The sequence below is a fragment of the Paenarthrobacter sp. NPDC090520 genome (assembly GCF_044769205.1).
Lineage (GTDB): Bacteria > Actinomycetota > Actinomycetes > Actinomycetales > Micrococcaceae > Arthrobacter.
Genome location: NZ_JBIVXM010000001.1, coordinates 1 through 22172, shown reverse-complemented (window position 1 = coordinate 22172; position 22172 = coordinate 1). Strand labels below are relative to the sequence as shown.

At 64.1% G+C, this 22172-nt stretch carries 22 protein-coding genes; 5 read left to right on the top strand and 17 right to left on the bottom strand.

Annotated features, from left to right (window positions below):
• Nucleotides 1–126: 126 nt before the first annotated feature.
• The 3 genes from groL to ACIQTZ_RS00100 all read right to left on the bottom strand — a co-directional run bounded on the left by groL (nucleotide 127) and on the right by ACIQTZ_RS00100 (nucleotide 2740).
• The gene (gene groL / locus ACIQTZ_RS00110; protein ID WP_402944515.1) at nucleotides 127–1740 is read right to left on the bottom strand and encodes a chaperonin GroEL; all 1614 of its coding nucleotides are present in this window, start codon (nucleotides 1738–1740) and stop codon (nucleotides 127–129) included.
• Nucleotides 1741–1826: 86 nt separating this feature from the next.
• Nucleotides 1827–2123, bottom strand: a complete 297-nt coding sequence (gene groES / locus ACIQTZ_RS00105; RefSeq protein ID WP_018776625.1) for a co-chaperone GroES — start codon at nucleotides 2121–2123, stop codon at nucleotides 1827–1829.
• 194 nt (nucleotides 2124–2317) lie between these two features.
• The gene (locus ACIQTZ_RS00100) at nucleotides 2318–2740 is read right to left on the bottom strand and encodes a hypothetical protein (protein ID WP_400329271.1); all 423 of its coding nucleotides are present in this window, start codon (nucleotides 2738–2740) and stop codon (nucleotides 2318–2320) included.
• A 67-nt stretch (nucleotides 2741–2807) separates the two neighbouring features.
• On the opposite strand from ACIQTZ_RS00100, the gene ACIQTZ_RS00095 reads away from it, so the two are divergent.
• On the top strand, nucleotides 2808–4031 hold the full coding sequence (locus ACIQTZ_RS00095) for an SAM-dependent methyltransferase (RefSeq protein ID WP_402976374.1): 1224 nt from the start codon (nucleotides 2808–2810) through the stop codon (nucleotides 4029–4031).
• A gap of 105 nt (nucleotides 4032–4136) precedes the next feature.
• Here ACIQTZ_RS00095 and ACIQTZ_RS00090 read toward each other — a convergent pair whose 3' ends face one another.
• The 7 genes from ACIQTZ_RS00090 to ACIQTZ_RS00060 all read right to left on the bottom strand — a co-directional run bounded on the left by ACIQTZ_RS00090 (nucleotide 4137) and on the right by ACIQTZ_RS00060 (nucleotide 10242).
• The gene (locus tag ACIQTZ_RS00090) at nucleotides 4137–4346 is read right to left on the bottom strand and encodes a hypothetical protein (protein ID WP_402976371.1); all 210 of its coding nucleotides are present in this window, start codon (nucleotides 4344–4346) and stop codon (nucleotides 4137–4139) included.
• Nucleotides 4347–5057: 711 nt separating this feature from the next.
• Nucleotides 5058–5438 (bottom strand): hypothetical protein, encoded by a 381-nt coding sequence (locus ACIQTZ_RS00085; RefSeq protein ID WP_402944525.1) that lies wholly within the window; start codon nucleotides 5436–5438, stop codon nucleotides 5058–5060.
• Between the two features lie 152 nt (nucleotides 5439–5590).
• Nucleotides 5591–7543, bottom strand: a complete 1953-nt coding sequence (locus tag ACIQTZ_RS00080) for an alpha/beta hydrolase (protein ID WP_402976368.1) — start codon at nucleotides 7541–7543, stop codon at nucleotides 5591–5593.
• 7 nt (nucleotides 7544–7550) lie between these two features.
• Nucleotides 7551–7958, bottom strand: a complete 408-nt coding sequence (locus ACIQTZ_RS00075; RefSeq protein WP_402976365.1) for a DUF6507 family protein — start codon at nucleotides 7956–7958, stop codon at nucleotides 7551–7553.
• A 115-nt stretch (nucleotides 7959–8073) separates the two neighbouring features.
• On the bottom strand, nucleotides 8074–8886 hold the full coding sequence (locus ACIQTZ_RS00070) for a shikimate 5-dehydrogenase (protein WP_402976362.1): 813 nt from the start codon (nucleotides 8884–8886) through the stop codon (nucleotides 8074–8076).
• A gap of 77 nt (nucleotides 8887–8963) precedes the next feature.
• Nucleotides 8964–9086, bottom strand: coding sequence for a type B 50S ribosomal protein L36 (ykgO, locus tag ACIQTZ_RS00065; RefSeq protein ID WP_011693081.1), 123 nt, complete (start codon nucleotides 9084–9086; stop codon nucleotides 8964–8966).
• A 25-nt stretch (nucleotides 9087–9111) separates the two neighbouring features.
• Nucleotides 9112–10242 (bottom strand): GTP-binding protein, encoded by a 1131-nt coding sequence (locus ACIQTZ_RS00060; RefSeq protein WP_402976359.1) that lies wholly within the window; start codon nucleotides 10240–10242, stop codon nucleotides 9112–9114.
• Between the two features lie 146 nt (nucleotides 10243–10388).
• Between ACIQTZ_RS00060 and ACIQTZ_RS00055 the strand changes: the two genes are divergently transcribed.
• Nucleotides 10389–11540: a glutamate--cysteine ligase gene (locus ACIQTZ_RS00055; RefSeq protein WP_402944535.1), complete on the top strand. Its 1152-nt coding sequence runs from the start codon at nucleotides 10389–10391 to the stop codon at nucleotides 11538–11540.
• A gap of 24 nt (nucleotides 11541–11564) precedes the next feature.
• Here the strand turns inward: ACIQTZ_RS00055 and tsaD are convergent, their stop codons facing one another.
• The 6 genes from tsaD to ACIQTZ_RS00025 form a co-directional block, all read right to left on the bottom strand.
• The gene (gene tsaD / locus ACIQTZ_RS00050) at nucleotides 11565–12683 is read right to left on the bottom strand and encodes a tRNA (adenosine(37)-N6)-threonylcarbamoyltransferase complex transferase subunit TsaD (protein WP_402976356.1); all 1119 of its coding nucleotides are present in this window, start codon (nucleotides 12681–12683) and stop codon (nucleotides 11565–11567) included.
• The gene (rimI, locus tag ACIQTZ_RS00045) at nucleotides 12680–13183 is read right to left on the bottom strand and encodes a ribosomal protein S18-alanine N-acetyltransferase (RefSeq protein ID WP_402976353.1); all 504 of its coding nucleotides are present in this window, start codon (nucleotides 13181–13183) and stop codon (nucleotides 12680–12682) included. Before rimI ends, tsaD begins: the two co-directional genes overlap by 4 nt.
• Entirely contained in the window at nucleotides 13183–13854 is a 672-nt protein-coding gene (tsaB, locus tag ACIQTZ_RS00040) for a tRNA (adenosine(37)-N6)-threonylcarbamoyltransferase complex dimerization subunit type 1 TsaB (RefSeq protein ID WP_402976350.1), read from the bottom strand. The genes rimI and tsaB overlap by 1 nt, the downstream gene beginning before the upstream one ends.
• Nucleotides 13854–14429 carry a tRNA (adenosine(37)-N6)-threonylcarbamoyltransferase complex ATPase subunit type 1 TsaE gene (gene tsaE, locus ACIQTZ_RS00035; RefSeq protein WP_400329229.1) on the bottom strand — a complete coding sequence of 192 codons (576 nt, stop codon included), beginning with the start codon at nucleotides 14427–14429 and terminating at the stop codon, nucleotides 13854–13856. The genes tsaB and tsaE overlap by 1 nt, the downstream gene beginning before the upstream one ends.
• The gene (gene alr, locus ACIQTZ_RS00030; protein ID WP_402976347.1) at nucleotides 14426–15667 is read right to left on the bottom strand and encodes an alanine racemase; all 1242 of its coding nucleotides are present in this window, start codon (nucleotides 15665–15667) and stop codon (nucleotides 14426–14428) included. Before alr ends, tsaE begins: the two co-directional genes overlap by 4 nt.
• A gap of 63 nt (nucleotides 15668–15730) precedes the next feature.
• Complete coding sequence (locus ACIQTZ_RS00025) at nucleotides 15731–16825, bottom strand: carbohydrate kinase family protein (protein ID WP_402976344.1); 1095 nt, start codon at nucleotides 16823–16825, stop codon at nucleotides 15731–15733.
• 46 nt (nucleotides 16826–16871) lie between these two features.
• On the opposite strand from ACIQTZ_RS00025, the gene ACIQTZ_RS00020 reads away from it, so the two are divergent.
• Entirely contained in the window at nucleotides 16872–18290 is a 1419-nt protein-coding gene (locus ACIQTZ_RS00020; RefSeq protein WP_402976341.1) for a 6-phospho-beta-glucosidase, read from the top strand.
• Here the strand turns inward: ACIQTZ_RS00020 and ACIQTZ_RS00015 are convergent.
• Nucleotides 18287–18805: a GNAT family N-acetyltransferase gene (locus ACIQTZ_RS00015; RefSeq protein ID WP_402976338.1), complete on the bottom strand. Its 519-nt coding sequence runs from the start codon at nucleotides 18803–18805 to the stop codon at nucleotides 18287–18289. The genes ACIQTZ_RS00020 and ACIQTZ_RS00015 overlap by 4 nt on opposite strands.
• An 82-nt stretch (nucleotides 18806–18887) precedes the next feature.
• Between ACIQTZ_RS00015 and mshA the strand changes: the two genes are divergently transcribed.
• Together mshA and ACIQTZ_RS00005 are read left to right on the top strand one after the other, a co-directional pair.
• A complete protein-coding gene (gene mshA, locus ACIQTZ_RS00010) occupies nucleotides 18888–20132 on the top strand; it encodes a D-inositol-3-phosphate glycosyltransferase (RefSeq protein ID WP_402976335.1) in 1245 nt (414 codons plus the stop codon).
• 71 nt (nucleotides 20133–20203) lie between these two features.
• Nucleotides 20204–21892: a formate--tetrahydrofolate ligase gene (locus ACIQTZ_RS00005; RefSeq protein ID WP_402976332.1), complete on the top strand. Its 1689-nt coding sequence runs from the start codon at nucleotides 20204–20206 to the stop codon at nucleotides 21890–21892.
• Nucleotides 21893–22172: the final 280 nt, after the last annotated feature.

The window sequence follows — 22172 nt, the reverse complement described above, 5'->3', positions numbered from 1 at the left end:
CCGGCACTTCCAGCGTCAGGTTACCGCCCGCCGTCGTACGCGGACAATAGCCATCCCGAACCCCTCAGAAGGCACAAAGAAACCCCGGCCACGCAGGCGTGACCGGGGTTTCCAGGAGCAGGCAGCTTAGTGCTGGTGGCCTGCGTGTGCGTCTTCTTCCTCAGCCGGCTTCTCGGCAACCAGGGTCTCGGTGGTGAGAACCAGGGCGGCGATCGAAGCCGCGTTGCGGAGAGCGGAGCGGGTGACCTTGACGGGGTCGATCACGCCGGCGGCGATCAGGTCCTCGTATTCACCGGACTTGGCATTGAAGCCGTGGTTGGCGTCCAGGTCGGAGACCTTGGAAACCACCACGTATCCGTCGAAGCCGGCGTTCTGGGCGATCCAGCGCAACGGCTGCGTCAGGGCGCGGCGAACGATGCCGACAGCGGCAGCTGCGTCACCCTCGAGAGCCTTGACGGCGGGAGCCTCGTGCAGCGCCTTGAGGGCGTGGATGAGGGCGGAACCACCGCCGGAAACGATGCCTTCTTCAAGGGCGGCACGCGTGGAGGAGACAGCGTCCTCAATGCGGTGCTTCTTTTCCTTGAGCTCAACCTCGGTGGCTGCGCCAACCTTGATCACGCCGATGCCGCCGGCCAGCTTGGCCAGGCGTTCCTGCAGCTTCTCGCGGTCCCAGTCGGAATCCGTGCGGGTGAGCTCAGCGCGGAGCTGTGCAACGCGGTCGGCTACGTCCTGCTCGGTACCGGCACCGTCCACGATGGTGGTGTTGTCCTTGGTGACCGTGATACGGCGTGCCGTACCCAGGACCTCAAGGCCAACGGTGTCCAGGCTCAGGCCGAGGTCCGGAGACACGACCTGTGCACCGGTGAGGGTGGCGATGTCCTGGAGCATGGCCTTGCGGCGGTCGCCGAAGCCCGGAGCCTTGACGGCCACAACGTTGAGCGTGCCGCGGATACGGTTGACGATCAGGGTGGAGAGGGCTTCGCCTTCGATGTCTTCGGCGATGATGAAGAGCGGCTTGGAAGCCTGGAGGGCCTTCTCCAGCAGCGGCAGGAAGTCCTGCAGCGAGGAGATCTTTCCCTGGTTGATCAGGATCAGCGCGTCTTCGAGGACGGCTTCCTGGCGCTCTGCGTCGGTGACGAAGTACGGGGAAAGGTAGCCCTTGTCGAACTGCATGCCCTCGGTGAGGACCAGTTCGGTCTGCGTGGTGGAGGACTCTTCAATGGTGATGACACCATCCTTGCCCACCTTGCCGAAAGCCTCGGCCAGCAGTTCGCCAACCTCGTCGCTCTGTGCGGAGATCGCTGCGACGTTGGCAACCTGCGTGCCTTCGACTTCGCGGGCGTTCTCCAGCAGGCGGGCGGCGATGGCTTCCACGGAAACCTCGATGCCGCGCTTGATCTCGCCCGGAGCGGCGCCGGCTGCGACGTTGCGCAGGCCTTCCTTGACCAGGGCCTGGGCGAGCACAGTTGCCGTGGTGGTGCCGTCACCGGCAACATCGTTGGTCTTGGTGGCGACTTCCTTGGCCAGCTGTGCGCCAAGGTTCTCGTAGGGGTCGTCCAGCTCAACTTCGCGGGCGATGGTCACGCCGTCGTTGGTGATGGTGGGCGCGCCCCACTTCTTGTCCAGCACCACGTTGCGGCCGCGGGGGCCGAGGGTCACCTTGACGGTGTTGGCGAGCTTGTCGATACCGGCCTCAAGCGACCGGCGGGCAGCGTCGTTAAACGCAAGCTGCTTTGCCATGGTTGTGTCCTTTCAGAACGGAAAACCCGCACCACTGGCGGCTGGAGGATATTCCAACGATGCCTGCGGTGCGGGGTTCCAGGAAGTTACTTGACGACGATCGCGAGGACGTCGCGGGCGGACAGAACGAGGTACTCGCTGCCACCGGTCTTGACTTCGGTTCCACCGTACTTGGAGTAGATAACGACGTCGCCAACGGCTACGTCCACCGGTACGCGGTTGCCATTGTCATCGAAGCGGCCGGGGCCGATTGCAACAACTTCGCCTTCCTGCGGCTTCTCCTGTGCGGAGTCCGGAATGACCAGGCCGGAAGCCGTGGTCTGCTCTGCTTCGAGCGGGCGAACAACAATACGATCCTCAAGAGGCTTAATCGAGACCGACACTCGGATCTCTCCTTTTCATGAGCTGATTCATGGACTAAGAACAAGGGTGCCGAGGCGTGCAACCGTCGTCGCGGTGCCGGTAGCTGCCTGGCGTGGTTAGCACCCACCAAGGGAGAGTGCTAACCAAGACTCTATGTAAGGCGTTAGCACTCGGTCAAGGTGAGTGCCAGCATTTCGTCATGGGTGAACCCGGCTTACTGGTCCCTCAGGTCATCGAGGTCGAAGTCCTCGTCGTCGCCGTCCGCCGCTGAGGCCCCGCGGTTGAGGTACAGAACGATGCCGGCTGCAACGGCGACGACGCCGGAAACCACCAAGCCGATGATCCCGCCTGCGCGGACTCCGCTGTACAGCTCCCGGATGTCGCGGGCCTCGTCGGTTGCGTCATTGACACTCTTGCCCGTCACCGAATAGGCGGCGGCATTGAAGGAGTCCAACGCAAAAATCACTATGAGAAGGCCGACGCAGATCACGGCGATCACGACGCCGGCAATCAAGGCCGGGCGGGCATAGGTGGAGAGGGACCGGCCGGCGGAATGCTCTGCGGCTCCTGGATGGACGGGCTGGTTCCCGTCCGGGCTGTCGGCGTCGGAGGGCTGCGGAGCTGCGGTGTCTTCCATGAAATCAACCCTATCGGGCTGATCGGTCCGGTCTCAGCCCCGGACGCGAAACGTTAAGCTGGATGCCATGCCCAATGCTCCCCAGGAACACCTCGCGCCCTTGCTCACCACCGAAGGATGGGAACTGCTTGGCTCGCTGGGACCCTACCGGGAAGCCGACGCGCTGGCCCTGAACGCCTCGCTGCGCAAGGCCGGGCACTCCCCCGAGCTTGTAGCCGCCGTCCTGACGCAGTCGCGCCTGCGGACCAAGGCCGAGGCCAAGTTCGGCGAGTTCGCCCATCAGATGCTGTTTACCCAGGCGGGCTTGGAACAGGCCACCCGCCTCAATGTTGCAGCCCGGCACGCCGAGCGCTTCGTGAAGGCAGGGATCTCCCACGTTGCTGATCTGGGGTGCGGGTTGGGTGCCGATTCCCTGGCGCTGGCGTCCATGGACGTCAACGTGACCGCGGTGGAGATGGACGAGACGACGGCCGCCTGCGCAACCATCAACCTGATGCCGTTCCCGCGTGCCACGGTGGTACATTCCGATGCCACGTCTGTGGACCTCTCCGGGGTGGACGGTGTGTGGCTCGATCCGGCCCGACGGACCACCTCAACCTCTGGAACAAAGCGAATTTGGGACCCCGAGGCATTCTCTCCCCCGCTCTCGTTCGTCGAGGGCCTGGCAGCATCCGGCCGTGCGGTGGGGGTCAAAATGGGCCCGGGCATGCCCCACGATTCCGTCCCGGGCGGCTGCGAGGCCCAGTGGGTTTCCGTGGGCGGTGACGTCACCGAAGTGACCCTGTGGTTCAACGCCGTAGCCCGCCCCGGGGTTCGCCGCGCAGCGCTGGTGATCGGCGCCCAGGGCGCTGCCGAAATCACCAGCGGCGAGGATTTCGACGGCGGTCCGGTGGCCGCCGTCGGGCCCGTGGAAGGGTTCCTGTATGAGCCCGACGGCGCGGTGATCCGAGCGGGTCTCGTGGCCGACGTCGCAGAACGGATCGGCGGGCATCTGGTGGACGAACACATCGCCTACATCTGTGCACCCAAACTTCACGACACCCCCTTTGCCCGCGCCTACCGCGTGCTCGAGGTGATGCCCTACAACGTCAAGGCCCTCAAGGCGTGGGTCAAGGCAAACGGCGTCACCGTGCTGGACATCAAGAAACGCGGCACCGCCGTCACGCCTGAAGAACTCCGGAAACAACTGCTGTCTGGGAAGACGTCCGGCAAGGCGAAGATAGCCACGCTGGTGCTCACCAGGATCGGCGAGGAGCGGGTGGCTGTTGTGGTGGAACCGGTTAGCGTTTAGGCCTGCTCTCCCCCGACATCATCAAGACCACCACCGCCATCGCTGCGAAGGCCTTCGAACGCCGTCGAGTCGGCCGGGAGGGTACGGCGAATCCGCGAACCACAACTACGTCGTCTTCTTGGCGGCAGCAGGGTCCAAGGTGCATTCGCTGTGAACGTTTATGAATGACGTACCCTTCGACGGTGTGAACTGCACGAGCAATCCCCTCGAACTGCGGGCATTGATCTGAATACCGGTGGTGTTTCCACCCATGTTGTCGAAGATGTTTCCAACCTTGTAGCCCTTGGACTCCCAGTGGGCCTTCATGGAGTCCACGGCAGCCCGCGGATCCTCGACAGGGCCGCCCTCGATCTGCGTTAGGTAGGCCCTCCCATCCTCACGAGCATGAATCGAGCACGGCCCGGGGAAGAATCCTGCGGTATGACTGCGATCCCAAATGGGCCAGTCTGCACCAGACTGCTGCACCGTGTCATCAATGGCCTCCAAGAAGTCCGTAAAGACTTCCTGGGCGCTCCGCTCTCCGGGTCCCGGCGTCCCGTTCTGACGGATGCCCGTTGGGTTTGCAGCGCACCCTGACAAGCCCAAACACAACACGGCCACCACCGCGAAGACTTTCGAACACCGCCACGCACCCTGGGAGCGCACTGAGAATTCACGAACCAATTACGTCGTCTTCTTGTCGGCAGCCGGATCCAGGGTGCATTCGCTGTGAACGTTTATGAATGACGTACCCTTCGACGGTGTGAAAATCAGGAGCATGCCTCGCGGGGCTACAGCATGAATCTCAATGCCAGTGGTGTTTCCACCCATGTTCTCAAAGACGTGCGTAATCCTGTAACCCTTCAATTTCCAATGGGCCTTCATGGCGTCCACGGCAGCCTGCGGATCCTCAACCGGGCCACCCTCTATCTGTGTCTGATAGGCCCTACCATCGTCCTTGCTATGAATCGAGCACGGCCATCACTGCTAAGACCTTTGAGCACCGCCGGGCAGGCCAGGAGGGTACGGCGAATTCGCGAACCATAACTACGTCGTCTTCTTGGCGGCCGCAGGGTCCAATGTACATTCACCGACAACTTTGATAAACGAAACAGTTTTCGTCGGCGTGAAAATTAGGAGCATGCCCCGCGGAGTCACGGCATGAATCTCAATTCCCGTGGTGTTTGGGCCCCTGTTGTCGAAGACGTGTGTAATCCTGTACCCCTTCGACTCCCAGTGGGCCTTCATGGCTTCCACGGAAGCCTGCGGATCCACGACCGGGCCGCCTTCGATCTGCGTCTGATAGGCCCTGCCATCATCGCGGGCATTCACCGAACACGGTGGCGGAAAGTAGCCGGAAGTGTCGTTGGGATTCCAGTTGGGCCAGGTCGCTCCCGAATGTTGCACCGTGTCGTCCATGGCATCCATGAAGTCCGTGAACACCTCCGCGGCGCTCCGCTGCCCTGGCCCCGGACCCCCGCCTTGGCCACCACCCGCTTGGTTTGCACTGCACCCTGACACCATGAAGCACCCCACCATCACCGATACCAACCACGCTTTGCGGTTGGACTTTGTCGCTGTCATTTGCCTCGTTCCTCCGCAAGTTCCTGAAGAGTCAGGTCACGTTCGATCCACGACCCATTCGAAAAGTACATGCCGCCGTAGCCCGCTTGTGTTTCGCGGCGCAGTGGTAAAAGGTGCTTGATCTGGCCGCCTCGTCCAGTTGAGGTCATGGCGATGTTGCGCGCAGACTCGGTGTCCGGGTCGAGGTAGCCGTGGAGTTCAGTGGCGGCGAACAATGAGTTTCCGCTGCCATTCACTGCCCACCCTTTGGCATCGTGGCCGGTGGTCCGCTTATAGAAGTGGCCGGTGTCCGGATCGTAGCCGCCTTCGGATGAGAAGGTCTTACCCCCAAACCACTCACCAGTTGGATCGAGGCGCCCCTCGCGACCCCGCAGCCCACTCCCCATAATCCCCCAGGGCGCCACCCGGTCTTCGCTCGCCGCGGTCAGATAAACCTCGGCCCCGCCGTCGATGTCTTTAGAAACATGCAGATCCTCTGTAGACCCGACATCCTGCCCTGCAATCCCAGCAGAGCCAAAGAACGTAGCCGTCGCGACCTCATGCGAGATGGTCTTCAAGGCATAAGAGGCCGTAGTGGTCCCATAGGAATGGGCCACAACGTTCAGTTTCATGGCGTTCTCCCCTAATACGGCGCGGGTCTCGCTGAAGCCATCCAACGCCGCGGCCAGCTTCACCCCGCCAGCCTTGGCCAAGTCTGTCGACAACACCTCACCACTCGGCGGAGCCTCGGGAGTGTCATAGCCAACCCAAGAGACAACAGCACGACTCAAGTTCCCGGTCCCCTCGACTGCACGCCCTTGTCCGTCATAGAGGTCCTGTGCCGACTTCGTCCATGATTCCAAGCCGTCAGCCACGGTGGTTTTCATGCCCGGGACATTCCAGGTCACATTGGCTGCTGTGTCCAGGTCCCCGATCGCGATGGCCACCAGTGGCTTGGAATTGTCATCCGGCGTGAAGGACACGATGCTTCGCGGCGGAGCATCCGTCCTGTCGTCGGCAGGAAGGAGTGAATCGTAGATCACCCGCAGCACTGCCTTGTCCCCCTCGCTCGTCCGGGTGTCGGTGAAGATCGCGTCAAGGTTGGCACGGTTGGCCTTCGCCCTGACCGCATATGGGATCCCGTTGAGGTTTCCGATGATCCCCGGTGCGGCCACCAACAACGCCGCCTGTTGCTCGGAGGTCAGCCCAGTCCACCATCCTTGGACGTAGGCAACGGCCGGCTGGGCCTTGAGCCCGTTGCGGAGGTAATCCGTCTCAGCCGAACCGTAGTCCAGCAACTCCCCGGCCGACATGGACTTCAGCAGGGCCAACGTCTCCACAGCACCTTCAGTGCCGCCCCCACCGCTGGCCTCCAACTTTTGCAACCGGAACCTGGTGAAGTCCGCCCGGAACTCCCTCGCCGCTCCGCCGTCGTAATACACCGGAACTGACGGGTCGATCGAATAGATGCGATTGATCTGGCGGGCGCAGTCCTGCTGCGCTTGTTCATGCTGCGAGGCCAGCAACCGCACCCGGCGCTCCAGGTCCGCGGCCCGCAAAGCAAGAGCAGCACCGCCCGACGAAGCCAGCAGGTCACCCGCTTGCTCCATGAACGCCGCCCGCTCCTCATACCGGTCCCGCTCGCGATGAAACTGCCCGATCTCATCCAGCAACAAAGCACGACGCCGGTTCAGGTCTCGGATGTCATCCGCATACGCCATCAACGCCCGATACACCACAGCAAGACCGGCCCGGATCCCCTCACTCTTTTGGGTTACCGGCTTGAACAAGGCCAACAATTCCGGTGCCTCCGGAGCCCGGTACGCATCAGCCATGGCAGACCACTCCGACGCCGCCATTTGCACAATGTTCACGATGCCTTGCGCATTCTCCGTCAACGGATTCGCCGCCATCTCCAACGCGTCAGGGTCCGGCCATCCATCCATCGCGGATGCATCAACCTGGTACACGACAGCCCTACTTCGCCGGATTCCAAGGGGACATGTCACGTGGGAAATCCCTGGAGTTGGGATTCCAGTAGGACATGTCCAGCGGCAAATCTCCGGGGCGCAACACCACGATGCTGCGGGCATTCGCCAGGGCCGTGGCCGCCATGGCCTCGTCGCACGCCACGTAGGCAGCTACCGCCTCGCGGGTACCACCAAAGACGTTGGCCGTTCGCCGCGCCAGCCCATGGACATCCACCGTGAGTACAGAGTCTTCGTAACTCTCCATCGCCGTATAGACGGGCCCACTCCGCAGTGCGCCACGAATGTCATCACACACATGCCTCAACTTGGCCTGAACGGCTGGGAGCTGTTCCATGCGCTGCTTCGAGGCAGCCACCACCGCCAGAGTCCTGCCCGTATCAATGTCGAACGTCACTGCTGCTCCACCAATTTCGTAAGGATTCTGATTAATCCATCGAAATGATTAATCCCTCACGAAGCGTATACCGACGGCAGACTCTCAGACTGGATCGGACTAGGACATCCGAACGTCAGCGACGGGAGAACTCCGAGGCTTGACGAACCTGTTCCGGCGTTGGCCTGACGCCGGTGTAGAGGACAAACTGCTCCTCGGCTTGGATCGCAATGACCTCCGCTCCCGTAATGACCGGCTTGCCCGCCCTGCGGGCCGCAGCGATGAGAGGCGTTTCCGACGGCAAGGCCACCACATCGAACACCGCCATCGCCGCAGCGATGGTGGAATCGTCGAAGGACTGGGCAGTCTCGTCGGCCCCAGCCATGCCCAGCGGCGTGACGTTGATGATGAGATCGGCGGTGGCTCCGTTGACGTCATCCTGCCATCCGAAGCCGTAGAGTCCAGCGAGCGCCCTGCCCGCGGTTTCGTTACGTGCCACGATGGTCACGTTGGTGAAGCCGGCATCCCGCAAAGCAGCGGCCACAGCCTTGGCCATGCCGCCCGCTCCCCGCAGGAGGACCGAGTGCGTTGTGGGCACTTCATGATCCTTCAAGAGCCGGGCAATAGCGATGTAGTCGGTGTTGTAAGCAGTCAGCACGCCATCGTTGTTGACGATGGTGTTGACGGAGTCGATGGCCTTGGCGGACGGGTCCATCACATCCACCAGTGGGATAACGGCCTCCTTGTAGGGCATTGATACCGCCGCACCACGAATGGGAAGGCCCCTGATTCCGGCCACGGCGAGGGTAATGTCCGCGGGCGCGAAGGCCTTGTAGACAAAGTTCAGTCCGAGCAGGTCATAGAGGTAGTTGTGGAACCTGGTTCCGATGTTGCTGGGTCGGGCAGCAAGCGAGATGCAGAGGGCCATGTCTTTGTTCAGGATGGGCATGCACTCATTAAACAACTCCAAGGGGCAAGCCGGGTGAATAAGTCATATTTATTTTGCCAGCTTGCCCACGGGATGGATCAGCCCTGCCGCGCCTTCATGCGAGGGTTCTTTTTGTTGATGACAAACGTTCGCCCGCGCCGGCGGACGATCTGCGCTCCAGGGATCTTCTTCAGCGCGCGGAGCGAGTTCCTGACTTTCATGGTTATTCTCCTTGTGTTGTAGGGATCAAAGGGTTTCACTGAGCTCGAAGGGGTCGTTCCATTCCCCCGGATGCAGCGCCATTTCCGCCTCGGTGACCTGGCAATCGTCCAGCAGGCGGCGGATCTCCCCGGGGTCGACGTCCTCCGAGCGCCCAGTGATGGCCAGGACCGTACCGCGGTCACCATGGCGGGGATGCCAGTCGAGGACGGCGTCGACGTCGGCTCCCGGACCTGCGGTACCGGCCGCGTCCGCCAACCAAGGCCCAGTGCTTTCCAGCCACACGCGGGGACCAATGCCCTGGATGGCAATCCGGACCCCCGCCGCGGACGCAATCCATAGGCGACCCCGCATCCAGTGGGTTCCCGCCGCCAGTTGGGGCAAGGCCTCCCGAAAGCGCCCAGGATGGAGCGGCCTTGCCGCCTTGTGCAGGACAGTACTGAAAAGCCCGGGAGCTTCATCGAGCGGAATGCGCACCGTACCGGGCTTGGTCCGGGCTGTCGCTTCGGCATCGTCATAGCATCCCGGCCTGAACTCATCGGCGGAGCCCACCACAGCGGCATGCGGAGCCAGTTCACCGAGCAATTCAACTCCGGATCCCCAGGCCTCCGAATCCAACCGCGAATCACCCGCGAGCTCGGCCCCCAAGCCCGCAGACAGCATGACGGTGTCCACCTGACCGAATTCGCCAATGAGGAATTCCCCACTGGTGCGGTCATCCTGCGGCATGGACGTGAACCCGGATTCGAACAGGGTATGGCGGTCCCAGACATGGTCTTCAACGTCGGCCGGATCCAGGGCCAGTACCGCATTGTCGATCACCAGCGAATTCCCCGGGCGTTGTCGGAGTTCGGCTACCACCATGCCCGCGGCCACCCCCGGCGGCAGGGCAAGGACCGCGTGGTCGAAGCCGCACGAGGCGAGCCGCTCCGCCGTCGGAATAATGTCCAGCCGCACAGTGCAGCTCAGGCATCCATGCTCGAGGACGGTGGATTCGCGCTCAAAGAGTTGACCATCCCGGTATACGCGGCGGAGGACCACGGAGCCATCCAGCAGGTCATGGAAAACGACGGCGGAGTTGCTGTGGGTCCGGCCGAGCCGGGCTGCCGCCACTTCGCGGCAATGACTGTCCAGGGAACTGACGATGGAGAGGTGCATGCCATCATTCTAGTTAAGAATCATTCTCATTATCAATTCATGGAGGGTAATTCCGGCATCTCCGGACCGGGCCGCTGCACTAGACTTGAGCCGACCGCTGGCGGCCCCGCAGCGGGGAAGCGCGACGAACATAACGAGGGGACTACGTGCAGATTGATTTTGCGCCATCCAGGCAATCGACACTGGGTGTGGAATGGGAGCTGGCGCTCGTCAACGCACGGACAGGGGAACTGGTCTCGGTCGCCAACGATGTCCTGAAAGGCGTCGCCGCCAACCACCCCGACCTCAACGAGGACGACGAGCACCCGCACATCAAGCGCGAACTCCTCCTCAACACCGTCGAACTTGTCACTGGGGTCTGCGAAACGGTCAAAGAGGCCAAGGAAGACCTCAGCCGCTCCCTGGCCGCCGTCCGCGAAGTCACCGACACCATGGGTGTGGAGGTGTTCTGCGCAGGCAGCCACCCTTTCAGCCCTCCGCTGCTCCAGCCGGTTACGGACAAGGAACGCTACGCAAAGCTGATTGAGCGCACCCAGTGGTGGGGGCGCCAAATGGTGATCTACGGCGTGCACGTCCACGTGGGCATCGACCGCAAGGACAAGGTCCTGCCCATCCTGGACGGCCTGGTCAATTACTTCCCGCACTTCCAGGCACTGTCCGCGTCCAGCCCCTACTGGGCAGGCGAGGAAACGGGCTACGCCTCCCAGCGCGCCCTGATGTTCCAACAGCTTCCGACGGCGGGACTTCCGTTCCAGTTCGACGCCTGGGAAGGGTACGAGGCCTATGTCCAGGACATGTTTACCACCGGCGTCATCGACGCGATCTCGGAGATTCGCTGGGACATCCGCCCGGTTGCCGCCCTGGGCACCATCGAGATGCGCATTTGCGATGGCCTGGCCACCCTTGAAGAAGTGGGCGCGATCGCAGCGCTGACGCAGTGCCTGGTCCATGAGTTCTCCGGCATCCTCGACGCCGGAGGAACCATCCCCACCATGCCGCCGTGGCACGTCCAGGAAAACAAGTGGCGCGCGGCGCGGTACGGCATGGAAGCAATCATCATCCTCGACGCCGAGGGCAACGAGAAGCTGGTGACCGACCATCTGACCGAAACCCTCGAGCGCCTGGGCCCCATCGCCGCCGAACTCGGCTGCTCCGAGGAACTCGCGGATGTGGCCCGGATCATCGAACGGGGCGCGAGCTACCAGCGCCAGCGCCGCGTGGCAGCCGAGCACAACGGCGACCTCCAGGCTGTGGTGATGGACCTCGTGCAGCAAATGCGCAAAGGACCGGACGCCTAACGTCCCCTCCCAAGCAACCCGGGGCTACTCGGGGACCGACACCGTGGTTACCGGCATGGACGAATCCGGGGCGAAGGACACTCCACTGGGACCAATGCCAGCCATGATGAGCTGCGCACCAAGAGCCGCAACCATGGCACCGTTGTCCGTGCACAGGTTCAAGGGCGGAACGTGGAGCTTGATGCCGGCCGAGGCGCAGCGCTGACCCGTCAGTTCGCGAAGCCGCGAGTTGGCAGCGACGCCACCGCCCAACAGGAGATCCGTGATGCCGTGTTCCCTGCAGGCCAGCACCGCTTTGGACGTAATGACGTCCACCACGGCTTCCTGGAACGCCGCAGCGATATCAGCCACGGGGACGTCTTCGCCACGGGCTTCGAACTGTTCCACGCAGCGGGCCACAGCGGTCTTCAAGCCACTGAACGACCAGTCGTAGCGGTGCGGGCCTTTCTCTTCGGCGGTTCCCATGTATTTGGGCTGCGTCAGGCCGCGCGGGAAGCGGATGGACTTCGGATTTCCCTGCCGCGCCAGTTTGTCGATGGCTGGACCGCCGGGATAGCCGAGGCCAAGGATGCGGGCCACCTTGTCATAGGCTTCGCCTGCGGCGTCATCAATAGTGGAGCCGAGCAGCTCTACGTCGTCGGTGATGCTGCGGATCCGCAGGATCTCCGTATGGCCTCCTGAAACCAGGAGTGCGCCGAGGTTCTCCGGCAGTTCCCCGGCACCGAGGCCGGCGGCAGCACCGCCGTCGTTCTTTGCATCCAGCAACCCGACTCCGACGTGGGCCACCAAATGGTTGATCGCGTAGAGCGGCTTGCCGGTAGCAACGGCGAGGGCCTTGGCCGCGCAGACACCCACCATCAGCGCTCCGGCCAGGCCTGGTCCCGAGGTGACGGCGATGGCGTCGATGTCATCGAGGGTCACCCCGGCTTCATGGAGGGATTCCTGCAAAGTGGGCACGAAGGCGTCCAGGTGGGCGCGGGAAGCAATCTCCGGGATGACACCGCCGAACCGCACGTGCTCGTCCATGGACGAGGACACCGTGTTGGTCAGGAGCGTGGTTCCGCGCACGATCCCGACGCCGGTCTCGTCGCAGGACGACTCGATGCCCAGCACCAGCGGCTGCGTGGAAAGTGCGGCGCTCACGCGGAGGCTCCTTCGGTTGGGGTGGAGTTGTCCAGCGGCAAGCGCATGATCAGGGCATCCGTGCCGTCGCGGTAGTAGCGGGGACGGATGTGGATCTGCTCGAACCCAAAACGCAGGTACAGCTGTTGGGCACGGGGATTGTCCGCGCGCACCTCCAGCAGGACGTCGGCCGCACGGCGGCGCCGTGCTTCCTCGATCAGTTCGGTGAGGATCGCGGAGCCGATGCCCTTGCCTTCGAATTCAGGAACGACGGCGATCGTCTGGACATCCGCAATGGGCTCGATGCACATCAACCCGGCGTAGGCGATGATCTCCCCCGCCGCCTCGGCCACGACGTACCGACGGGTCTCCGGCTGCGAGAGCTCATCGAAGAACATCTGCAGCGGCCAGGCGTCCACAGGGAACAGGCGGCGTTCGAGGGCGTCGACGGCAGCGACATCCGCCTCGGTCATGTCCCGCAGGGAGACGCCCTCGAGTTCAAGTTGGGGTGAGAGCTTCATCAGAGCGCCCGCTTCCGTGGGCCGGGAACCTGGGCATCGGACTCCCGCAGGTAGAGCGGCGTTGAATCAAGGAGCTCCTGCCCTGCCGTGAGCTTGGCCAAGGCAAATTGTCCCAGCGAAGCGGCGTCCGGTTGCGTTTCCACGAAATCCTCGTTCGCGTTGAGCACCTCTGCGTAGAGCCCGGCACCGGCACCGAAAACGGGGAGGTCCGGGAGGTCGGCGGCGAAGCCCACATGGGGTCCGTCCACGAGCTCCGGAAGCTGGCCCTCGGCGAGGGTGTAGCGGGCCCAGTACACCTCTTTGCGCCGGGCATCCGTTGCCACGAGGAACTCCGGGACAGCGGCAGTGGATTCCGCTACTTCCAACGCGATCGCGTCGAGGCTCATCAGGCCGTAGAGGGGCTTGTTCCAGACGAAGGCCAGGGTCCGGGCTGTGGCGATGCCGGAGCGGAGACCCGTGAACGGACCCGGGCCCACGCCGGTGACGATCGCGTCGATGTCGGCTCCCGTGACCCCGGCGCCAGCCAGGAGCTTCTCGATTCCCGGCGCAAGGACCTCAGCGTGGCTGCGTGTGTCTTCCGTGGCGAAGGAGTCCACCACGCCTTCCATGGCATCCTCGGAAATCAGTGCGGCACTTGCCACGGCCGAGGTGTCGATGGCCAGGATCAGCATCAGTTGCCCCCTTCGGGAAGTGTGGTTTCAAGGAGTGCGGGGGCTTCCAGCCAGCGTGGGCCGAAGCCGCGGAAGACGATGGTGCGTGGCTCGTCGTCGTCCTCGGTGTCAAAGTCGAGGACCTGACCACCGGGCGCGGCCTCACCGCCAACCGAGCGGTGCAGGTCCACGTCCAGCCGGCTCTCGGACAGGTGCTCCACCCGGTCGCGGCCCCACTCCACCACAGTGACCGAGGTGTCCATGGTGTTTTCAAGGTCGATGTCGTCAATCTCCCCCGACGACTCCAGGCGGTAGGCATCCACATGGACCAGGTCCGGGCCGCCGGGACGCGGACCGTCAGGCAGGTTTGGATGGATCCTGACCAGGACGAACGTGGGTGAGATGATGCCGGACCGCACACCGAGGCCTTCTCCGAGTCCCTGGGTGAAGGTCGTCTTCCCGGCCCCCAGTTCACCAGTCAGGACCAGCAGGTCTCCGGCCTCAAGTACCCCACCGAGCGCTGCGGCGAGCGCGTGGGTCTGATCCGACGTCGTGACTTTAACACTGCGTTCCCAATTGGCGGGCGTGCTGTTCACAGGGCGGCTGCCTTCGATGCCGCTGCGACCTCGGCCGCCGAGGGAACCTCGTTGACGTAGGTCCGGGGAACGCGGGGGCTGATGCGGGTGACGATCTCGTAGTTGATGGTCCCCGCTTCGGCAGCCCAGTCGTCGGCCGTGGGTCCGCCGTTCGTCCCGTCGCCGAACATCACCGCTTCGCTGCCCTTGAGTCCGGCAGCTTCCTCTTCCGTGAGGGGTCCAAGGTCAATGACCATCTGGTCCATGGCGATCCGACCCACCACGGGGTAGGTGACCCCGTTCACGCGGACCGGCCCGCCCGTAGCAACACGTGGCACACCATCCGCGTATCCCAGCGGGATCAGCCCAAGCGTGCTTTCGGTGGCGGTGTGGTAGTTCAGTCCGTAGGACACGCCTTGGCCTTCGGGAACTTTCTTGCAGTTGGAAAGAAGTGTCCGGACCGTCATGGCCGGGCGGAGGCCGAGTTCTGCGGAAGTCGCTCCCTGGAATGGCGAGAGACCGTAGACGCCCAGGCCCACGCGGACCAGGTCGAAATGCGAGTCGGGCCGGGACAACGTGGCAGGAGTGTTGGCGATGTGCCGGACTTCGGTGTCCACCCCGGCGTCCTCGGCCATGGCCAGGGCATCGCGGAAGACCGTAAGTTGCTCATCGGTTTCCGGCCGCTGCGGTTCATCGGCAACGGCCAGGTGGGAGAAGATCCCCACCACGCGCAGCAGGCCCTCGTCCTGGTACTCCATGGCCTGGCCCAGGAGCTGGTCCCAGTCGGCGATGGTGCAGCCGTTGCGGCCCAGTCCGGTATCGATTTTGAGGTGCACGCGCGCGGGGCGTTCCTGGTCACGGGCTGCCGCCACTACGGAGTCCAGTTCCCAGCCGGAAATTCCGACGTCGATGCCGGCGGCGACTGCCGCTTGGAAGTTGCTCTCGCGGGTGTGCAGCCAGGCAAGCAAGGGCGCATCGATGCCCGCCGCGCGCAGGGCGAGTGCTTCGGAAATATGGGCAACACCCAACCAGGAGGCCCCGGCTTCAAGGGCGGCACGGGCAACCTGCACCGCTCCGTGTCCATACGCGTCGGCCTTGACGACGGCCATGACGGAGGCGGGCGAAGCGATACCGACGAACTGGCGAACGTTGTGCCGAACAGCTTCGAGGTCGATCACGGCCGAGCGTTCAAGCATTGCCGACTTTGCTATGGAGGGCTTGGACCCGATCCCGATATCTGCTGCTGCTTCGTAAGTCACCCTAGAGATTCTAGTGCTGTGGGTGAACCGGGGTTAACTGCGCTGCGCCCTTGGCATGGCCAACTACCGCGCGTCGGACAGGTGCGCAATGGTCGCCCGGGCCCGCCGCTGCGCCTCGGCCGGGATGTCCCGCACGATCGGCTCAAGGAAAGCGAACCGCCGCAGCCACTGGCTTGACTGGCGCTCCTTCCGCGCGTTGGCCCTCTGCCACCAGTCGGCAATGTCGCCCCAGCCCGGAGCTGCCAGGGAGCCGCCCACCTGCTGTACGGCCAGCGAGGCACAGAGGTTCGCGAACCTGAGGCGGTCCCCCAGCTTCCAACCCGCGAGGCTGCCCACAATGAACGCCGCCCCGAAGCAGTCCCCTGCCCCCGTGGGATCCGAGGCGGAGACGGGCAACGAGGGCACCCATTCCTCCTCGCCGGTCTCGGAATCGACGGCCATGGCCCCCTGCGGCCCGAGCGTCACCACCGCCACGGGAACACGGTCCGCCAACGAATAGAGCGCCGCCCAAGGGTCGGCTTTCCCGGTGAAGGCCATGGCCTCGGGCGCGTTGGGCAAGAACGCGTGGTAATGCTCCAGCTGCTCCAGCCTGCGTTGGGACCATTCGCCGCTCGGATCCCAGCCCACCACGCCGAAAAGCTTGGTACCGGCTGTCTTGGCGGCGAGCATCCACGGTTCCAGTTCCTCGCCGAGGTCCGCTACGGCCGCGAGCGCCTTGGGCGGAAGGCCGATGAGTTCCGAGGCGTTCACCGGTGCCGGGTGCCCGTGGGTCACCATGGACCGGTCCTGGTTGACGCACATGGACACCGTCACCGGCGAGTGCCAGCCGGGCACGCGCCGGGACAAGGAGAGATCCACATGCTCCTGGGTTTCCAGGATCTCCCAGTTGTAGTCGCCGTACCCGTCGTCGCCGAAAGTGGCGGCCAGATTGGTCCGCAGACCCAGGCGGGCCGCAGCGATCGCCTGATTGGCCACGCCGCCAGGGCAACTGCCCATGCCTTCGCTCCACACTTCGGTGCCGGGTTCGGGTGCGTGCGGAAGGCCCGTGAAGATGATGTCCTGGAAAACCGTTCCGGTGAGCAGGAGATCGCACTGGTTTTCGCCATCGGACCGAACGGAGGCAAGGGGATCATAGCGACGCTGGGGCATGGCATCCATGCACGGCAGACTACGCTGCACGTTCGGGGCTGCATAGACTCGGACCATGCGGCTCATGATCGCCGGCGGCGGCGGATTCCGGGTTCCCCTTGTGTACCGAGCCTTGTGTTCGGGTCCTTTTGCCGGGCTCGTGGACGAGCTGATCCTGTACGACGTGGATGCCTCACGTCTGGTGGCGATCGAGTCGGTCCTGGCGGCCATGCCGGTACCGGAAGGTTCCCGTCCCGCCGTCGTGGTTTCCACGGACCTTGGCCAGGCGCTGGCCGGGACGCGCATGGTGTTCGCGGCGATCCGTCCAGGCGGGACGGCAGGCCGGATGGTCGACGAACGCGTGGCTTTGGACCTGGGCGTCCTGGGCCAGGAAACAACCGGAGCGGGCGGCATCTCCTACGCGCTGCGTTCCATCCCCCGGATGCTCGAACTCGCCGAGGCCATGCGGGTGCACTGCCCCGATGCTTGGCTCATCAACTTCACCAATCCCGCCGGGATGGTCACCGAGGCATTGGTGCCCGTTCTGGGCAAGCGGGTGATCGGCATCTGCGATTCGGCCGGCGGCCTGGTGAAGCGGGCCGCGGCGGCTGCGGGGACGCCGCTGCCGGACGGGCGGCTCGACGGCGTGGGCTACTACGGGCTGAACCACCTCGGTTGGCTTTACCGGTTGGCGCCGGCAGGAACGGACCTGCTGCCCGGGTTGCTGTCCAGCCACGACGCGCTCGCCTCGATGGAGGAGGGCCGGCTGTTTGGCCAGCACATGCTGGAACTGCTCGGTTGCCTCCCCAACGAGTACCTGTATTACTACTACGAAACGCACCACGCCACGCAGGCCATCCGCAGGCAGTCCGAGACGCGCGGGGCCTCCATCCATGGGCAGCAGGCAGCGCTCTACCCTGGCTTGGCTGGTTCCGCCGATGCGTATGCCCGATGGGACGCTGCCCGGCTGTCCCGCGAGGAGGGCTATTTGGCTGAGTCGCGCGAAGAGGGCGAACAGCGGGACGAGTCGGACTTGGCCGGTGGCGGCTACGAACGGGTGGCTTTGGCGGTGATGCGGGCGCTCTCCGGTTCGTCGTCCGGGGCCACCGAGTTGATCCTGAATGTGCCCAACTCCACCGTGGCACCCGTCGCCGGGGTGGCCACCGTGGCACCCGTCGCCGGGGTGGCCACCGCGAAGGTGGCCGTGCCCGGGTTGCCGGCGGACGCCGTCGTCGAGGTTCCCTGCCAGGTGACGTCCGACGGCGCGTTGCCGCTTGCGCAGGAGCGTCCCGGCGGGCAGTTCCTCACCTTGATGCGGCACGTCAAGGAGGTGGAACGGCTCACCATCCAGGCCGTCCGGGAAGGCAGCCGCAAGGCTGCGCTCCAGGCCTTCGCGGCCCATCCCCTGGTGGGTTCGGCGGATCTGGGCCGGCAGCTCCTGGAGGGCTATGAGGACAGTTTCCCCGAGCTGGCGCAGTTGTGGGTGGAACACTAGAGCTTCTGATACATGACGTGCAGGCCCACGTAGCCAATCTCAGGGTGGTTGAAGGCCTCGGGAACCGTGGCAAGGATCTTGAAGCCCATGGACTGCCACAGCCACACGGCGCGGACGTTGCTTTCCACCACTGCGTTGAATTGGATGGAACGGAACCCGGCTGCCTTGGCCTCCTTCAGGGAGTAAGCGCACAGTGCCCGCGCAATGCCTTGGCCAGAATGTTGGGCACCCACCATGTAGCCTGCGTTTGCTACGTGGCTGCCGCCGCCGGCCTGGTTGGCATGGAACTCGCCGGTCCCAAGGATTGCACCATCCGCTGAACGCACGGCCACGAAAGTTTGCCCGGGGGCTTCCTTCATCCATTTGGCCTTGGCGGTTTCCTCATCGGTGTCCCTGTCCCACGTGAAGGTTTCGCCCTCGCGGATCACCGGTTCCAGCACGGACCAGATGCCCGGCCAGTCGTTGTCCGTGGCCGGGCGGATGTCATAGCTGTTTTCTTGGCTCACAGCGGACACGGTAGCAGCCTTGTGGGTTCCGGGCAGGAGTAGTGTTTTCTGCAGGGAAAGCCGGTTTTGCGATGAAGGGCAGGAGTCAACCGTGACATTGATCCGTCGGGTCGCGTTCCTGTCCTTGCACACCTCCCCCATGGAGCAGCCGGGGGCCGGGGATGCCGGTGGCATGAACGTCTACGTGCGTGCGTTGGCCATGGCCTTGGCAGAAACCGGGGTGGAGGTGGAGATCTTCACCCGTGCCACCAAAGCCGGGCAGCCCGCCGTCGAACATCCCGGACCGAACGTCTGCGTCCACAATGTCATGGCCGGTCCGCGCCGCAAGCTGCCCAAGGAAGAACTGCCCGCGTTGCTGCACCAGATGGTGGAGGAGATCGACCGGATCAGGCAACAACAACCGCACGGCCGCTATGACGCTGTCCATTCGCATTACTGGGTGTCAGGGGTTGCGGGTTTGGAGTTGTCCCAGCTGTGGGGTGTTCCGCTGGTCCACACCATGCACACCATGGCCAAGGTCAAGAACCTGGTGCTGGAATCCGGCGAACGGCCCGAACCCCGGCGCCGGGAAGAGGGCGAGCAGCGGATTGTCGACGGCGCCACCCGGCTCATCGCCAACACGCCCGCAGAGGCGGAGGAGCTGGTTTCGCACTATGGCGCGGACATGGACCGCATCGATGTGGCACCTCCCGGCGTGGACCTTCGCGTCTTCACGCCCTCGTTCCGGCGCAAGTCCCGCAGGGAACGGGAGGTGCGGCCGGACAGCTTCCATCTGGTTTTCGCCGGCCGGATCCAACGCCTCAAGGGGCCACAGGTGTTCGTCAAGGCTGCCGGATTGTTGAGGCAGCGTCGCCCGGACATCGACCTTGAGCTGACCATCCTTGGTTCGCTTAGCGGCGCCAAGGATTTCGACCTGCAGCACTACATCGAAGAGGCCGGATTGAACAACGTCGTCACACACCGGCCGCCGGTTGTGGCACCGGAGCTGGCCGGCTGGTTCCGTTCAGCGGACGTCGTGGTGATGCCTTCCTTCAGTGAATCCTTCGGGCTGGTGGCCTTGGAAGCACAGGCGTGCGGTACCCCGGTGGTAGCCACCAACGTTGGCGGATTGTCCCGTGCCGTCTCCGATGGCCGGACCGGCATTCTGGTGGACGGGCACGATCCTTCCGACTGGGCCGATGCCCTGGAAGACCTGTACGACGATATCCGGACCCGCGAGGACATGGGCCGGGCGGCGGCAACCCACGCCGAGTCCTTCGGTTGGCAACGCACTGCCGCCATCACTTTGGAGAGCTACCGCGAGGCCGTCTCCGGGTTGCTGGTTCCCGGGCGCTGACATCCGTTGGTGAGGGCGTGCCGGCTGGTAGATTGACGCGCACAGCGTAAGCACCGAGTCGAAGGACAACGATGTCTGAAAACAACGTCCTGTCAGATCTGGAGATCGCCAAGCGCGCCCGGATCAGGCCCATCGAGGAAATCGCCGAACAAGCGGGCATCAACCTGGATGCACTGGAGCTCTACGGACCCTACAAGGCCAAGATCAATCCGGCGCTGCTCAACCTCCCTGCCGCGAAGCCAGCCGGAAAGGTAGTCCTCGTCTCGGCCATGTCCCCTACCCCGGCAGGCGAAGGCAAATCCACCACCACTGTGGGCTTGGCGGACTCGCTCGCGCGGGCCGGGCACAAGGTGATGATCGCATTGCGTGAGCCTTCCCTGGGACCCATCCTGGGCATGAAGGGCGGGGCGACGGGAGGCGGCTACTCCCAAGTGCTGCCCATGGACGACATCAACCTGCATTTCACCGGCGACTTCCATGCGATCACCTCAGCCAACAACGCGCTGATGGCGTTGGTGGACAACCACATCTTCCAGGGCAACGAGCTCGGGATCGATCCCCGCCGCATGACCTTCAAACGCGTGCTGGACATGAACGACCGCGCGCTCCGGGACGTCGTCATTGGCCTCGGCGGGCCGGCGCAGGGCGTGCCCCGGCAGGACGGCTTCGACATCACCGTCGCCTCCGAAATCATGGCGGTCTTCTGCCTAGCCACGGACCTGGACGACCTCCGGACAAGGCTGGGCCGGATCACCTTCGGCTATACCTTCGACCGGAAACCCGTCACGGTCGCGGACCTGGGCGTGGAAGGGGCCCTCACCCTGCTGCTGAAGGACGCCATCAAACCGAATCTGGTGCAGACCATCGCAGGGACTCCCGCCCTGGTTCATGGCGGCCCGTTTGCCAACATCGCCCACGGCTGCAATTCGCTGATCGCCACGAGCACCGCCCGGCAATTGGCGGACATCGTGGTCACGGAGGCAGGCTTCGGCGCGGACCTCGGCGCCGAGAAATACATGGACATCAAGTCCCGGATCGCCGACGTGTCCCCATCCGCCGTCGTGGTGGTGGCTACCATCCGCGCGCTCAAGATGCAGGGCGGCGTACCCAAGGAGGACCTCAAGGTTCCCAACGTCGAAGCCTTGGCCGCAGGCGTCGAGAACCTGAAGCGGCATGTGGGCAATGTGGCCAAATTCGGGATCTCACCCGTGGTGGCCATCAACAAGTTCAGCACCGACACTCCGGAAGAGATCGATTGGCTGCTTGCGTGGTGCGCCGCGGAAGGCGTGCAGGCCGCCGTCGCTGATGTGTGGGGCCGGGGTGGCGGAGGCGACGGCGGGGACGAGCTCGCCGCGAAGGTGGCGGCCGCGCTGGAGTCGCCCTCGAATTTCCACCATCTGTACCCGCTGGAGATGTCGGTGGAGGACAAGATCCGGACCATCGTCCAGGAGATCTACGGGGCCGACGGCGTCGAGTTCTCCGTACCCGCGCTGAAGAGGCTTTCCGACATCGAAAAGAACGGGTGGAGCGGGCTGCCGGTCTGCATGGCCAAGACCCAATACTCGTTTACCGACGATGCCTCGCAGCTGGGCGCGCCCAAGGGCTTCCGCGTCCATGTCCGGGAACTGATTCCCAAGACCGGCGCGGGCTTCATAGTGGCGCTGACCGGAGCCGTCATGACCATGCCGGGACTGCCCAAGGAGCCTGCGGCCATGCGGATGGACGTAGGCCCCGACGGCAACCCCCAAGGCCTCTTCTGACCCTCTCTCACCAAACCGCCCCATTCGGCGAACCTTCTCTCACCAAACCGCCCCATTTGGCGAACCCTCCCTCACCAAACCGCCCCATTTGGCGAACCCTCTCTCACCAAACCGCCCCATTCGGCGAACCCTCTCTCACCAAACCGCCCCATTTGGCGAACCCTCTCTCACCGCGGTGAGAGCGTGGGACTGTCTGAATAACGGTGTGTGGGGTCTGGCCTGATCTGAAGGAGACGGCCGTGTCTGAATCCACGACTGGGATGGCAGGGATGATGATCGA

Excerpts from the sequence above, each read along its gene's own strand:
- groL (WP_402944515.1), bottom strand. The coding sequence starts at position 1,740 with ATGGCAAAGCAGCTTGCGTTTAACGACGCTGCCCGCCGGTCGCTTGAG.
- ACIQTZ_RS00100 (WP_400329271.1), bottom strand. The coding sequence starts at position 2,740 with ATGGAAGACACCGCAGCTCCGCAGCCCTCCGACGCCGACAGCCCGGAC.
- ACIQTZ_RS00095 (WP_402976374.1), top strand. The coding sequence starts at position 2,808 with ATGCCCAATGCTCCCCAGGAACACCTCGCGCCCTTGCTCACCACCGAA.
- ACIQTZ_RS00085 (WP_402944525.1), bottom strand. The coding sequence starts at position 5,438 with ATGGATGCCATGGACGACACGGTGCAACATTCGGGAGCGACCTGGCCC.
- ACIQTZ_RS00070 (WP_402976362.1), bottom strand. The coding sequence starts at position 8,886 with ATGCCCATCCTGAACAAAGACATGGCCCTCTGCATCTCGCTTGCTGCC.
- ykgO (WP_011693081.1), bottom strand. The coding sequence starts at position 9,086 with ATGAAAGTCAGGAACTCGCTCCGCGCGCTGAAGAAGATCCCTGGAGCG.
- ACIQTZ_RS00060 (WP_402976359.1), bottom strand. The coding sequence starts at position 10,242 with ATGCACCTCTCCATCGTCAGTTCCCTGGACAGTCATTGCCGCGAAGTG.
- rimI (WP_402976353.1), bottom strand. The coding sequence starts at position 13,183 with ATGAAGCTCTCACCCCAACTTGAACTCGAGGGCGTCTCCCTGCGGGAC.
- tsaB (WP_402976350.1), bottom strand. The coding sequence starts at position 13,854 with ATGCTGATCCTGGCCATCGACACCTCGGCCGTGGCAAGTGCCGCACTG.
- ACIQTZ_RS00025 (WP_402976344.1), bottom strand. The coding sequence starts at position 16,825 with ATGGATGCCATGCCCCAGCGTCGCTATGATCCCCTTGCCTCCGTTCGG.
- ACIQTZ_RS00020 (WP_402976341.1), top strand. The coding sequence starts at position 16,872 with ATGCGGCTCATGATCGCCGGCGGCGGCGGATTCCGGGTTCCCCTTGTG.
- ACIQTZ_RS00005 (WP_402976332.1), top strand. The coding sequence starts at position 20,204 with ATGTCTGAAAACAACGTCCTGTCAGATCTGGAGATCGCCAAGCGCGCC.